Origin of the sequence: Mesorhizobium sp. CA4 (genome assembly GCF_020165075.1) — a bacterium.
Lineage (GTDB): Bacteria > Pseudomonadota > Alphaproteobacteria > Rhizobiales > Rhizobiaceae > Mesorhizobium.
Map to the genome: position 1 here is coordinate 114,767 of NZ_JAIUHK010000005.1, position 13,772 is coordinate 128,538.

Consider the following 13,772-nt stretch of genomic DNA (forward strand, 5'->3'; position numbering starts at 1 on the left):
AAGTGAATTGTTCGGCATTTTCGAGGCGCTTGCGCCATTTCCTTCTTCCCCCGCGGAAGAAGAGGAAGCGTCAGGTCAGCCAACGACGATAAACCGGATAACCGTTTCGCCGTAATTGCGCTCATCCATCACCGAAAAACCGGCGCCCGGTTCGAATGGCGCCGATGCCGCCTCCTCGACGACGCAGAGCGCGCCAGGCAGAAGCCAGCCGCCGGCCTTGGCCGAGCGCAGCGCGCGCTCGCCGAGCCCTTTGCCATAGGGCGGATCGGCAAAGACCAGCCCAAAGGGCGAGAGCGTGCCAGCCTCACCCAAATGAGCGGCGTCGCGACGAAAAATCTTGGTGCGACCGGTGAGCCCATAGGCCTCGACGTTTTCGCGAATCAGGCCTCGCCCTTCCGTCGATTCCTCGATAAAGACACAATAGGAGGCGCCGCGCGACAGCGCCTCGAGCCCGAGCGCGCCGGTGCCGGCGAAGAGATCGAGCACGCGGCCAGCCTCGAGCCTTTCCGCGTAGCGATGCGCCAGGACGTTGAAAACCGCCTCGCGGGTGCGGTCGGTGGTCGGGCGGATGGCATTGCTTTTCGGCGTCGCCAGCGGACGCCCGCGAAACTCACCGCCGACGATCCGCATCGCCGCCCCTCTTCGGACCGCGCGGCCTGTCGCCGCCGTCGCCTGCAGGGCGCTCGCCGCGGGGCTTGCCGAACGGCTTTGCGCCTGGCTTACCCTTGCCGCCCGGTTTGAACGACGCCTTGCGCGCCTTGGCCTCGGCGGCCTTGGCGGCATCGGCTTCTGCCCTGCCCTTGCCGATCGGCCTGGCGCCCGGCGCCATCCAGACATTGGCCTTGCGCTGGCCCGGCGGCTCGATGGGCCGCTGCTCGCGCTCGGATTTCTTGCCCCCAAACCGCGGCTTGTCGCCGAAGCCGCCACGCGGCTTGTCGCCGAAACCGCCGCGGTCGGATTTCGGGCCGCGCTCGCCGAACGCCCTGTCCGGCCCAAATGCCCTGTTTGGCTTTGTCGAGAGCTTGCTCAGCGCCTCGTCGCGGCTGCCTTCGCGGCGCTTGCGCGCCTTGATCAGCCCGCCCTCGCCAATCGGCCGGCGGTCGCCGTCGCGCGTGAATTTCGGCCGGTCGGTCTCTTCACGGCGAGGCCCGCCGCCGCGCACCGGCTTGTTGGAAAACGGCTTTTGGATCTCGGCATCGAAATTGGCACCGGATTCCTCGATCAGCCGTTCGCCGAGCTGTTCGCGCAGCACGCGGCCCTTGATCTCGAGCACATGGCCCTCGGGAAGATCCTCGAGCTGGAACGGCCCGTAGGAGATGCGGATCAGCCGCGTCACATCGAGGCCGAGCGCGCCGAGGATGTTCTTCACCTCGCGGTTCTTGCCTTCGCGGAGCCCAATGGTCAGCCAGGCATTGGTGCCCTGCTCGCGGTCGAGCGAGGCTTCGATTGAGCCGTAGAAGACGCCGTCGACGGCGATGCCTTCGCGCAGGCCGACGAGCGCGCTCTCCTCGACCTTGCCGTGGACGCGCACGCGATAGCGCCGCAGCCAGCCGGTGGCCGGCAATTCGAGCACGCGCGACAGCCCGCCGTCATTGGTGAGCAGCAAAAGGCCCTCGGTGTTGATGTCGAGCCGGCCGATCGTCATCAGCCGCGGCAGGTCGGACGGCAGCACGTCGAAGACGGTCTTGCGGCCTTCCGGATCGCGGTTGGTGGTGACGACGCCCGCCGGCTTGTGGAACAGGAAGAGGCGCGTGCGCTCGATCGGCGGGATCTCGGTGCCGTCGAGATGGATGACGTCGTTGGCGCCGACATTGAAGGCCGGCGAGTCCAGCACCTTGCCGTTGACCTTGACGCGCCCGGCCGCGATCAATTCCTCGGCGTCGCGGCGCGAGGCGATGCCGGCGCGCGCCAGCCGCTTGGCGATGCGCTCGCCGCTCTCCGGCGCCGCTTCCGAGGGACGCGGCCGCGGCTTGAAGCCGCCTTCCGGATTCCTTGCGGTGCCGTCGCGCGGCGGGCGATCGCCGAATTCGCGCTTGGGACGGTCAAAACGTCTTTCTCCCCGCTCGCCGTCGGCGGCCATCGGCCGCTCGCCACGCGGTGTGTAAGGCTTGCGGCTCTTCTCGAAGGGCTTGCCGTCGCGCGGCGGACCTTTGCGGAACGGCCTGTCGCCACGCTCCCCGCCTTCACCCATTTCACGCGGCTTGTGGCTGCGCTTGAAATCCCGGGCTGGGCGCTCGCCGTCGGCAGCCGCCGGCCGGTCGCCGCGCGATGCGTATGGCTTGCGGCCCTCGCGTTTCTCGAACGGCTTGCCTTCCGGGCGCGGGCCTTGGCGGAAAGGCCTTTCGCCGCGCCCAGCGCCCTCGCCCGCTTCGCGTGGCTTATAGCTGCGCTTGACGTCGCGGCGTCCGCCGTCGACATCGCGGCGTTGGTTGTCGGCATCGCGGCGCTCGCCTTCGGCGGCCATAGGCCGCTCGCGCTTCACGAACGGTTTCTTGGGACCGAAGCCCGGCTTGCCGTCGCGGCCTCGCTGGCCCGCCGGTTTCGAGCCGGCTTTGCGCGGCCCGCGTGGAGATTTCCTGTCGTCGTTCATTATTTTGCTCGTCTTCGCCTGCTACGACGCCGCGCGCCCTTGCGGACGCCCAACGCAGGCAGTGTCATTCTTGAGTTTGCGCATCCAGCCGCGCGGCAAAAACCGATTCCGGTTTTCAGGGTCTCGCGCTAGATAACAGGATCACTCTCGGGTGGCGAGAAGTAATCGGAATGGAGACCGCGTGAAACGACCGGATTTCATGGCTCTGGCGCTTGAAGAGGCCGTGGCGGCCTCCGGCCGCGGCGAAGTCCCGGTGGGCGCCGTGATCGCCAATGGCGGCACGGTGATCGCGAAGGCCGGCAACCGCACGCGCGAACTCTCGGACCCGACCGCGCATGCCGAGATGCTGGCGATCCGCGAGGCCTGCCGGAAGCTCGCCAGCGAACGCCTCACAGGCCATGATCTCTATGTGACGCTGGAGCCCTGCGCGATGTGCGCCGGCGCGATCTCCTTCGCCCGCCTGCGGCGGCTCTATTTCGGCGCCGCCGACGAGAAAGGCGGTGCGGTGATCAACGGCGTGCGCTTCTTCGCTTCGCCCACCTGCCACCACACGCCGGACATCTATCCGGGAATGGGCGAGAGCGACGCCGCCCTCATCCTCAAGGATTTCTTCCGCGAGAAACGGAATGACGGGTGAAGTGAGTAGTGAAGCAGGTGACTAACTGACTACCGACTACTGACTATTCACAGGCCGAGCCAGTCGAACCAGCCGCCCTTTTTGCCTTCGGCCTGCGCCTTGAGACGGCGCTCCTTCTTGTACTCGTCTTCGCCGAGCTCGTTTTGCGGCGCGGTGGCTGCCGCCTGGCGATAAGCAAGCGGCGGCTCGCTCAGATATTTGCGAGTGGTCGGATCGCCCTGCTTCTGTTCGGCCAGCCGGCGCTGAACCTCGGCGCGGCGCGTGGCGCTGGAGTCATCCGGCGACCAGCGCGGCGGATGGCTGGAACCCGACTCCGCCATCGCCTTCTTCACCGCTTCGGGATCAGTCTGCACGTCCTCGGCCGCTTCAGGCTGGTAATTCGGATCGTTCTGATGCGCGGTTGCGTCGGCGCGGATGCGGGCGCGGCGCGCCTCCGGCGATTCGGGCCAGTCGGCGCTCGCCGTCTGGATGCTCTGCTGCGGCGCCGGCAGGCTTTCCTTCTGCCCCGGAGCGGGCTTCACCAGTTCAGGACGCGGCTTGTAGTCGATCGGATCGCGACGCTTCGGCGTGATCGCGGCAGCGCCGGAAACATCGTCGAACAGCTGCGCGGCCGCGGTCTTGCCGGTCCCGTAGGTGGGCGAGCTCACGCAGCCGGACATTGCGATGGCCGATACCACAAGCGGCGCCATCAGCGCGGCGCGCGCAAACGTTCTGTCGGTCATGCCAAAAAGTCCCACTCTAACAGCCTTTCGGTCGCCACCGGCCAACGGCACGGTCCCCTTGTTCCCCGCACTTGCGACGGAAATCCGGCGACAATTTGTCTGCCGGATTGTCGCGTGTTTACCTCAACCACTTATTAAGGGCAACGCGCGGGCGGCGATTGGCCGCCCGGCGTGGTACTTTTGCACTGGATCCCAAAACCGCTGCGCACGCTCGGGACAAGCCCGAGCGCATGCTTTGGGCGACATGCGCTAAACCCGCCCAAGCGCCTTCAGCTCGTGCAGCACGGCCGCATCGCGGGCCGAAACGTCCGGGAATTCCGGGTCCTGGCCGACATCGGCGGTGTAGCGCCAGGAGCGCGCGCATTTGACCAGACCGCGATCCTCGGCTTTCTCCACCACCACCGCCACGCCCTTGACCTCGTCGAGCGTGAAGGCGCCTTCCGGCGCCTTGCCGCGGCTGATGACGAGGTCGCTGGTGATCGCCATCTCGGCCATGTCGACATCGGCGATCGCCGCCTCCAACGCGGCGTCGTCGATGGTGACCACCGGCACGGCCTCGAGCGAAGAACCGATCAGCTTCTCGGCGCGCGCGATCTCCAGCGCGCCGGTGACGACGCGGCGCACCTGTCTCACCTTGCGCCATTTCTCGGCCAGCGCCTCGTCGCGCCAGTTCTGCGGGATCACCGGGAACTGATCGAGATGCACCGAGGCGGCTTCCGGATGGCGGTCAAGCCAGGCTTCCTCGGTGGTGAAGGGCAGCATCGGCGCGAGCCATTTCACCAGGCATTCGAAGAGGTGGCGCACCACCTGCACGGCCGCCCTGCGGCGCAGGCTCGACGGTCCGTCGCAGTAAAGCGCGTCCTTGCGGATGTCGAAATAGAATGCCGAAAGCTCCACCACCATGAAGTCGAGCAGCGTGCGGGTGATGCGCTTGAACTCGAACGCGTCGTAACCCTGGCGCACCACCTCGTCCAGCTCCGACAGCCGGTGCAGCATCAGCCGCTCCAGTTCCGGCATGGCCTCGACCGGCACATCCTGGCCGTCGTCATGGGCAAGCGTGCCCAGCATCCAGCGGATCGTGTTCCTGAGCTTGCGGTAGGCGTCGATATTGGTCTGCAGCACGTTCTTGCCGAGGCGCTGGTCCTCCCAATAGTCGGTCGTCACCACCCAGAGCCGCAGAATATCGGCGCCGGACTGCTTGATGACATCCTGCGGCACGACGGTGTTGCCGAGCGACTTCGACATCTTGCGGCCTTCCTCGTCCATGGTGAAGCCATGGGTGATGACCGTGTCGTAAGGCGCCCTGCCCCTGGTGCCGCAGCTTTCGAGCAGCGAGGAATGGAACCAGCCGCGATGCTGGTCCGAGCCTTCGAGATAGACGTCGGCCGGCCATTTGAGGTCCGGACGGTCTTCCAGCGTGAAGACATGCGTCGAGCCAGAATCGAACCAGACGTCGAGGATGTCCATCACCTGGTGCCATTTCGAGGCATCGTGATTGCCGAGGAAGCGCGCCTTGGCGCCCTCGGCGAACCAGGCGTCGGCGCCTTCCTTCTCGAAAGCGTCCATGATGCGCCGGTTGACGGCCTCGTCCTTGAGCACATTGCCGTCCTCGTCGGCGAAGACGGCGATCGGCACGCCCCAGGCGCGCTGGCGCGACAGCACCCAGTCTGGGCGCTCCTCGATCATGGCGCGGATGCGGTTCTGGCCCGCCGCCGGCACGAAGCGCGTGTCGTCGATTGCCTTCAGCGCGCGGCTGCGCAGCGTCGTGCCGTCGCCCAGGTCCTTGTCCATATAGACGAACCATTGCGGCGTGTTGCGGAAGATGACCGGCTTCTTGGAGCGCCAGGAGTGCGGATAACTGTGCTTCAGCCGGCCGCGCGCGAAGAGCGCGTTGCGCTTGATCAACTCGTCGATGACCGCCTGGTTGGCGTTGCCCTTCTTGCCGTTGTCGTCGATGACGCGCGCCGCACCGCCCTCGCGCCCAGGGCCGAAGCCCGGCGCGTCCTTAGTGAAGAAGCCGGCATCGTCCACCGTGAAGGGGATGGCGGTGTCGACGCCGCGCGCCCGAAGGTCAGCGGCCGCCTCCATCCAGGCATCGAAGTCCTCGCGGCCATGGCCGGGCGCGGTGTGCACGAAGCCGGTGCCGGCATCGTCGGTGACATGCTCGCCCGCAACCATCGGCACCGGGAATTCATAACCGCCGCCGAGCCCCTTGAAAGGATGCGAAAGCGTAAGCTTCCCAAGCTGTTCGGCCGAGACGCTGTGAAGCCGGTTCAGTGCGACCTTGGCCTTGGCGGCGCATTCCTCGGCCAAGGCGTCGGCAAAGATCAGCTTCTCGCCGGGCTGCGGGCCGAAGGCGTTCTCGGCCGCCGTCACCTCATAAACGCCATAGGCGATGCGCGGCGAATAGCTCACGGCGCGGTTGCCGGGGATGGTCCAGGGCGTGGTCGTCCAGATGACGACATGCGCCTCGACCAGATCGAGCGCGGTTCCATCCAGCGCCGGCGCGGCGCCGGCGACCGGCTGGGCGAGGCTCGCGACCGGAAACTTCACCCAGACCGTGTCGCTCTCATAGTCCTGATATTCGACCTCGGCCTCGGCGAGCGCGGTGCGCTCGACCACGCTCCACATCACCGGCTTCGAACCGCGGTAGAGCTGGCCGGACATGGCGAATTTCAACAGCTCGCCGGCGATGCGCGACTCGGCATGGTAAGCCATGGTCGTATAGGGATTGTCGAAATCGCCGATGACGCCGAGGCGCTGGAACTCGCCGCCCTGGACCTTGATCCAATGAGCCGCGAAGTCGCGGCATTCCTTGCGGAACTCGTTGACCGGCACCTCGTCCTTGTTCTTGCCCTTGGCGCGGTACTGCTCCTCGATCTTCCATTCGATCGGCAGGCCGTGACAGTCCCAGCCCGGTACGTAGTTGGCGTCGTAGCCGCGCATCTGGAAGGAGCGGTTGATGACGTCCTTGAGGATCTTGTTCAGCGCATGGCCGATATGGATGTTGCCGTTGGCGTAGGGCGGACCGTCATGCAGCACGAATTTCTGTCGGCCGGCGGCCTCCTCGCGCAGCTTTTTGTAAAGATCCATGTCCTGCCAGCGCTTGACCAGGCCTGGTTCCTTCTCGGGCAGCCCGGCGCGCATGGGGAAATCCGTCTGCGGCAAATAGAGCGTTTTGGAATAGTCGATCGTTTCAACGGTGTCGGTCATTGATCTGCCATCTCAGGGTCCCGACGACAAAAGCCGGGCGTCAAGTCTTGCTTTGACGCATATCGTTTTCCCGAAACCGAAGCCACCTTCGGGCGATATGCGTTGATGTTCATGAAAAAACGCGAGGGGCGCGCGAAAACTCCCGGCGGCTCCAGCGGCGCTCAGGCCGCCCGGAACACCGGGCCCGTAATTCGTATCGCGATCGCGAAAAGGCGCGAAAAGCTCGTCATGGCGTGGCTTTTAGCGGATGGCGCGGCAGGAATAAAGCGCGGATTTGAAGGCATGAGGCCGCTTTCGCGACCTACATCGTGAAATTGAAGCGGTAAGAGGTCGAGACACCGAAGGTCCACTGGTTGCGGTCGCCCCGTTCCTTGACCAGGCTGGAATCGGCAGCCGGCCCCATCAGGCGCGAATATTCGGTGAAGACGCTCGCCGTCATCGGCTCGGTCACCTTCCAGGTGATCGTGCCGCCGAGGCCTGTCGACTTCACGCCGCCGCCCGGATGATACTCGCTCAAGCCCGAAGCTGCCGCTTCCTTGGCGTTGACGCCGTAATAAGCATCGAAATAGTCGGACGAGGCGAAGGAGACGCGCGGGCCGCCGGAAATGCGGATGGTCGGCGTGACGTCGTAGAAGGCGTCGGCCGCGATGTCCGCGACGAAACCGTTATGGGCGCGAATGCCGTGCCGCAGCTCCGCCCGTGCCCTCACCCAATCCAGCGGATAGAATTCGAAGAACCCACCCGCCTCGCCGCCCCAGCGCACCGGATCGAGGCCTTTCAGTTCGTCGTCGCTCTCGCGCGCGAATAGGAACTTACCGGTCAAGCCGGCGCGAACGGAACCGTCATCGATCAGCGCCAGCGAGATGTTGTCGTTGCGCGAGGCAAAGCGCGCCTCGGGGCCGACCTTTCCGAGCGAGATGATCGGCTGGGCGCTGAGCATGTATTTCTTGCCGCCCTCGAAGTTCGGCGCGACGAGCCCCGTGGCGCCGAGTGTGAGATACCAGTCGCCGGATATCCAGCCGCCTTCGCCCGCCTGAGCGACAGTCGCGGTGAGCAGGCTCATGGCGACGGCCAGAGGAATCTTCCCGACAATACGCATCGTCACCCCTTACGCGGAACGCGCCGGCAGCACCACTCGCCAGCGCTCAAGCCATGCCGTGCGTTCGGTAAAATTTGACTTAAAATCCGCAACGTGGACGGCAGCTGCGAGATATGAGAACGGCTACCGGATCAGGTGCTGCGCGGCGCGACCGGAAGGTCCAGCAGCCCCGCCACGGCCTTGGTGCCTTTTCCGCCAATACGCGCATTGCCGTCGTCGCCCACCTCCACCGTGGCACCGTTGGCGAAGCTCAGTAACCAGCCGTCGTTCCTGACGTTGCGCCGGCGGTCGGTGAGTTCGATGCCGCCGGCGGTGACCAGCGCGACAATCCTGTCAGCGTCCATCCTCGACCTCCGGATGCGGGCCATCAATTCAGCTCGAGCCCGCCGGTAAGGTCGCCGAGCGTTGGCTCGCCATGCGCCGCAACGGCTCGGTCGCGAACCACTATGCCGTGCAGCACGGGCAATTCGAAGCGCTCGGTAATGAAGCGAAGGATCGAGGTCGTGTCATAGGGCGTATGATCGACATAGCCGTGTTTGGCGAAGGGCGAAACGATGATTGCCGGGATGCGCGTGCCCGGGCCCCAGCGATCGCCCTTGGGCGGCGCGACATGGTCCCAGATGCCGCCATTCTCGTCATACGTGACGACGACCAGCATATGCGGCCATTGCGGGCTCTTCTCCAGATGCGCGATGACATCGGCGATATGGCGGTCGCCGGCCTGGATGTCGGCATAGCCGGAATGCTCGTTGAGATTGCCCTGGGGCTTGTAGAAAGAAACCTGCGGCAGGACGCCATCGTCGATCGCCTGGATGAAGCTCACGCCGCCCAGTCCGGCATCGCGCAGATGTTCACGCCTGGCTTCAGTGCCCGGCGCGAAGTTGGCGTAATAGTTGAACGGCTGGTGGTGGTACTGAAAATTCGGGATCGGCGTGTGGTTGCCGTGTTCAAGCGTGTATTGCCAGGCACCCGAATACCAGGCCCAGCTGACGTGCTTGAGGCTCAGCATGTCGCCGATGGTCGGCTCGGTCTGCGGTGGCAGGGTCGTCGGCTTGGCCGGATCCGCCAGGCGCGGATCGCCGCCCGGCGCCGGATCGTTGCCGCTGGGCTGGTAAGGCGGCTGCATCGTGTTCACCGCGTAGAAATCCGGCGTCAGATTGCCATCGGAAACGAATTTCGGGATGCCGTCGCGCGCCGATTTCGGTGAATTGTCGGCGAGCTTCAGCGCCGTGCCGCTATCGTCCGTCACCGCGATCGATGGCTTGGCCGTGCTTTTGTCGGCATTTGCGTAGTAAGGCGCGCAGGCGCAGATCAGCCACTGATGGTTGAAAAAAGAGCCGCCGAAGCCACCCATGAAGAAATGATCGGCCAGAACGTACTTCTGCGCAACGGCCCACATATCCCCCTTGGAGATGTCCCAATTGCTCATCGGCATGGCGCCTGAATCGCCCCAGGCGACGAACATGTCATTCTTGCCGCCGTTGATCTGCATCTGGTTCTGGTAATAGCGGTGCCAGAGATCGTGCGTTGTGGCGTTGAGCGGGACGTTGAAACCTTTCGCGTCGTTCACGGTGAACGGCGCGTTCGGAAGGTGCTCCGTCATCGCCTGCGTCACCGGCGGCGTGACGCCCTTGGCAGTCAGCCCGTCCCATACCGGCGGAAGCTCGGAGAGCACCGAACCGTCACGGTCACGCTGCTCAAGACTTTCCTTGCTAGCCTTGTCGATGCCCTCGGCACCGGGAAAATGGCCGTAAAGATTGTCGAAGGCGCGGTTCTCCGCGAAGATGACAACCACCGTTTCTATTTTTGGCATGCCGTCCGGGGGATCGCCGGGCTGGGCTGCGGAAGCGGACGCTGAAGCGGCAGCGCACAGAACGAAAGTTGAGGAAAACAGGGCAATCCCAGAGGAGCGCGTCATCACCGTACCTCACAGTCGTGCAAAACAGGATGACACCAGCTTCGGCGTATCTTTGCAATAGCAGCGAAGGATCGCGGTGCCATTTGGGGTACCTTCGGAACGACAGGATGCGCCGGCCACATGTGGAGAGAAGTCCGACACGGCGGGGCCATGACGGGCGGCGATCGTCCTTACGTGATGATGCTCTTCAGCGGCAGGGCCTTTGGCAAACGGTAACCGCTTGCCTAGATTTCATGCTACGGCGCGCCGGTTGTGGCGCGACGTCTCTATCAGGTCGCAGGCCGTTTCCAGTCCGCCGGTAAGCGGGTTTGACGCGCCGTAGGCAATGGCCGCCTCGCGCCATTGCGCGCGGACCGCCGGATCGCCGGCTTTCCGGATCGCCTGCTGCCAGATTTCGGGATCGTCGCGATTGGCCACGACCAGTCCCGCCCCGCTGGCCTCGACATATTTTGCATATCCGCAAGCGTCCGAGGCAATGACTGGCAGGCCATTCGCGAGCGCCTCGAGGATCACCGTGCCGGTATTTTCCAAGCGAGCCGCATGGAGCATGAAATCGCTCACAACCACGATCGCCGGAATATCTTCCTGGATACCCAAGAGCGTAACCCGTTCCGACATGCCGGATTTGGCAATCAGGCCGCGAAGCCGCGTCTCTTCCTCGCTGTTCTTTCGAAGGCCGGCAATCAGCCAATGGATGCCCGGAAACGGCTGAAGAGCCTTTGCCGCCCGGTCGAGACCCTTCACCTTCAATCGATTGGCGATGGTCAAGGCGATGACCGCCTTGCGGGGAAGCCCGAAACGATCGCGGATCTCATTGCGGTCGACAGTCAGCAGGTCCGGCCTGCGGCGTTTCGGATCGAGCGTCGGCCCAACGACGTGAACGCGCGATTCCTCGGTTCGCCAGAAGCCGCGGTAAAGCGCTGCCTGCTGTTCGCTGAGCGCTATGATCTGCGCGGCCTTGCCGGGGGCAAAGATCATTGATTCCAGGTTCTGCTGGCGAATGAAGCGGGGGGAAAACGGCCGCCACCATCCGAGCTTCGACGCAAAATAAGGCGGGTCGCCGGCATAGTAGATATCCAAGCCGGCCATTTTGTTGAAACCGACCACGCAGTCGAAGTCGCGCCTGGCCGCCAACACGGTCCTTCCCAGCGCATATTCGGTGCCGGGGTTTGAGAGAACCCGTACCGCATGGACTTTTATGGTCGCCGAACTCTCGACATGACCGACCTGGCGTGTCGTCAGGATCGTCACGCTATGGCCGCGCTCCACCAGTCGGTCACTGATATTCAGACAATCTCTCTGCAGACCCCCGTTCATAAAGAGGGCAGAGATTGCACAACAGATTCTCATCACATTTTCCGGAGCGCCGCCTTACCCCCAAGATCGACCGAGAGAGACTCCGGGTGCGCCCCAGACTTCTCCATTCAAACAAACACGGCCGGCGCTCAAATGTTGGTCGTGTTGAAATCACGAATATGCTGTATATAGCCGGTTATCAAGAGACTTGGATGCTTTCGGGTTCAAGCTTTTTCCCAAAAGAACCCTGCTGGAGCGCGCCCATGAAAATTCCACAGGGCGATCGCGGCTGCCAAGCCGGCCCCGACGGAAAGCCGCGATAGCCGTGCCGAAGGCCCTACGCGAATATGACTGGCGGCAGTGGCTGAGGCTGCAGCCGCTGCTGCATGCCATCAAAACTGCCCGTTACCGGAGAATCGACCGGAGCTTTGTGCGTCAACCGGCCAAGGGTGGCGACATCCATGATATCCGTGCCGCCGCCCGGGGCCGCCTTGTCCTGCTGACCGTCGCCTTCGGCGATGCCCAGTGCCTGGATTTGCAATTGCGGCTGACGGGAGAACTTGTTCGCCACGATCTCCACATCGTCGCCGACAACAGCATCAGCGATGCTTCCGCAGACGACAACAGGCGGGTTTGCGCGGACCATGGCGCCGCCTATGTTAGGCTGCCAGCCAATCCGTGGACTGTGAAAAACCCGAGCCGGTCGCACAGCGCGGCGCTCAACTGGATGTGGCACAATGTCCTGAAGCCTGCCGCACCGGCCGCGTTCGGATTCCTGGACCAGGATCTTTTCCCAACGCAGGCATGCGACCCCTTCGAACCTCTTGAAGCCACGGCTTTTTACGGCGATCTGCGCTGGGCAGGCGCGCGATGGTATTTGTGGGCCGGCTATTGCTTCTTTCGATTTGACGCCGTCGGCCACGAGCCGCTCGACTTCGGGCTCGACTGGTTCGCCGGCCTCGACACCGGCGGAGCCAATTGGGAGGTGCTCTATCGAGATGCGGACCCGAACACGGTGCCGCAACGGCCGATAACCGCATTCGCCCCCTTGCCGGGGATTGAGCTCAGACGGGCCTATTGCGAATGGCGGGGTAGCTGGCTTCATGAAGTCGGCCTCGACGGCGACCGGTCATTGAAGGCGAAAAAGCGTGAAGCTGTCCTGCGGCTGCTCGTCTCCGTCCTTGAGGTCTCGCCCAGACAAAGAAATTGACAGTCGACAGATCAAGGGAACTTTGGAATTGGAATTTTGAGATCGGGCTGCCGACATTCGGCAATTTAACAGCCATCCGATCCCGGCCGGTTATCGCAAGGACCATTCTATTGCCGACAGTAAGCGTGATCATTCCGGTGCGAGACGGCGCACAATATGTCGGCGAGGCCCTGCAAAGCATCCTGGAGCAGGACCTGGCTGATATTGAGATCATCGTCGTTGACGATGGATCTTGCGATGACAGCGCCGCGATCGCGACGTCGATCGGCGACCGTGATGGCCGCGTGAAAGTTGTCGCCAACCGCGGCAAAGGGATCGTCGATGCGCTGAACATGGGGATTTCGCTCGCACGGGCCCCTCTTGTGGCGCGCATGGATTGCGACGACGTCTCGCTGCCCGACAGGTTGCGCCTGCAGGTGGCGTGTTTCGAGGCGGATCCCGATTTGCAGTTGCTCGGTACGGCGGGACTGCAGATCGACCGGGACGGAAAGCTGCTGAGGCCGATCGACGTCCCCACCGGCAAGGGCCCGTTGCGGGACGCGCTTGCCAGGTATAATCCCATGCTTCATCCGACGGTGATGTTCCGGACCGAGGCGGTCCGGCGCGCGGGAGGCTACCGTCACGCCTTCACCTATGCCGAAGACTACGATCTATGGCTGCGGCTTTCCGAGACGGGAAAACTGGCCAATATGGAAGTGCCGCTGGTGAAGCTGAGATCGCATCCGGGACAAGTATCGCGCATGAAGCAGGACCAGCAAAAGGCGGCCGCGGCACTGGCCAGGCAGTCGGCGCTGTTGCGTCGCCATCGTTCCGAGCCGTTCGACGCGAACGGCCAGCCCGCGCAGGCCATTGCAGGTTTTCTGGCATGGCGGGCCGCCACGGGGGTCGGCGTCTCCAGCCTGGAAAGACGCGACATCGAGTTGCTGTTGCGAACCGCGGGCATACCCATGGCCGTCACGTGCAAGCTGCTGTTCCTCGCGGCTGTCGGCGCCCCCTCTTTCAGGACGCTCGCACTCGGACCTCGACTGGCCTGGCGCAGGATGATCGCGCGCCCTGCAAAGATGCGGCCGAACTGATGCGGCCCGGC

The 13,772-nt window shown here is 64.2% G+C and carries 11 protein-coding genes; 3 read left to right on the forward strand and 8 right to left on the reverse strand.

Translation table 11 applies throughout. From position 1 onward, the window contains the following. Positions 1-75: 75 nt before the first annotated feature. Both rsmD and LB528_RS06075 read right to left on the reverse strand, forming a co-directional pair. Positions 76-630 carry a 16S rRNA (guanine(966)-N(2))-methyltransferase RsmD gene (gene rsmD / locus LB528_RS06070; RefSeq protein WP_224714190.1) on the reverse strand — a complete coding sequence of 185 codons (555 nt, stop codon included), beginning with the start codon at positions 628-630 and terminating at the stop codon, positions 76-78. After that, positions 611-2,590, reverse strand: coding sequence for a pseudouridine synthase (locus LB528_RS06075; RefSeq protein ID WP_224714191.1), 1,980 nt, complete (start codon positions 2,588-2,590; stop codon positions 611-613). The genes rsmD and LB528_RS06075 overlap by 20 nt, the downstream gene beginning before the upstream one ends. Positions 2,591-2,771: 181 nt before the next feature. On the opposite strand from LB528_RS06075, the gene LB528_RS06080 reads away from it, so the two are divergent. Next, positions 2,772-3,227: a nucleoside deaminase gene (locus tag LB528_RS06080; protein ID WP_224714192.1), complete on the forward strand. Its 456-nt coding sequence runs from the start codon at positions 2,772-2,774 to the stop codon at positions 3,225-3,227. Positions 3,228-3,274: 47 nt separating this feature from the next. On the opposite strand, the gene LB528_RS06085 is transcribed toward LB528_RS06080, so the two are convergent. The 6 genes from LB528_RS06085 to LB528_RS06110 form a co-directional block, all read right to left on the reverse strand. Continuing rightward, positions 3,275-3,916, reverse strand: coding sequence for a hypothetical protein (locus tag LB528_RS06085; RefSeq protein WP_411962115.1), 642 nt, complete (start codon positions 3,914-3,916; stop codon positions 3,275-3,277). Between the two features lie 282 nt (positions 3,917-4,198). Then, positions 4,199-7,162, reverse strand: coding sequence for an isoleucine--tRNA ligase (ileS, locus tag LB528_RS06090; protein ID WP_224714193.1), 2,964 nt, complete (start codon positions 7,160-7,162; stop codon positions 4,199-4,201). A gap of 301 nt (positions 7,163-7,463) precedes the next feature. Beyond that, positions 7,464-8,261: a MipA/OmpV family protein gene (locus tag LB528_RS06095; protein ID WP_224714194.1), complete on the reverse strand. Its 798-nt coding sequence runs from the start codon at positions 8,259-8,261 to the stop codon at positions 7,464-7,466. A 131-nt stretch (positions 8,262-8,392) separates the two neighbouring features. Next, entirely contained in the window at positions 8,393-8,605 is a 213-nt protein-coding gene (locus LB528_RS06100; protein ID WP_224714195.1) for a hypothetical protein, read from the reverse strand. 23 nt (positions 8,606-8,628) lie between these two features. Next, the gene (locus LB528_RS06105; protein ID WP_411962105.1) at positions 8,629-10,179 is read right to left on the reverse strand and encodes an acid phosphatase; all 1,551 of its coding nucleotides are present in this window, start codon (positions 10,177-10,179) and stop codon (positions 8,629-8,631) included. A gap of 231 nt (positions 10,180-10,410) precedes the next feature. Further along, complete coding sequence (locus LB528_RS06110; protein WP_411962106.1) at positions 10,411-11,529, reverse strand: glycosyltransferase family 4 protein; 1,119 nt, start codon at positions 11,527-11,529, stop codon at positions 10,411-10,413. Positions 11,530-11,683: 154 nt separating this feature from the next. On the opposite strand from LB528_RS06110, the gene LB528_RS06115 reads away from it, so the two are divergent. Further along, positions 11,684-12,685 (forward strand): hypothetical protein, encoded by a 1,002-nt coding sequence (locus LB528_RS06115; protein ID WP_224714198.1) that lies wholly within the window; start codon positions 11,684-11,686, stop codon positions 12,683-12,685. Positions 12,686-12,810: 125 nt separating this feature from the next. Then, on the forward strand, positions 12,811-13,761 hold the full coding sequence (locus LB528_RS06120) for a glycosyltransferase (protein ID WP_224714199.1): 951 nt from the start codon (positions 12,811-12,813) through the stop codon (positions 13,759-13,761). Positions 13,762-13,772 lie beyond the last annotated feature (11 nt).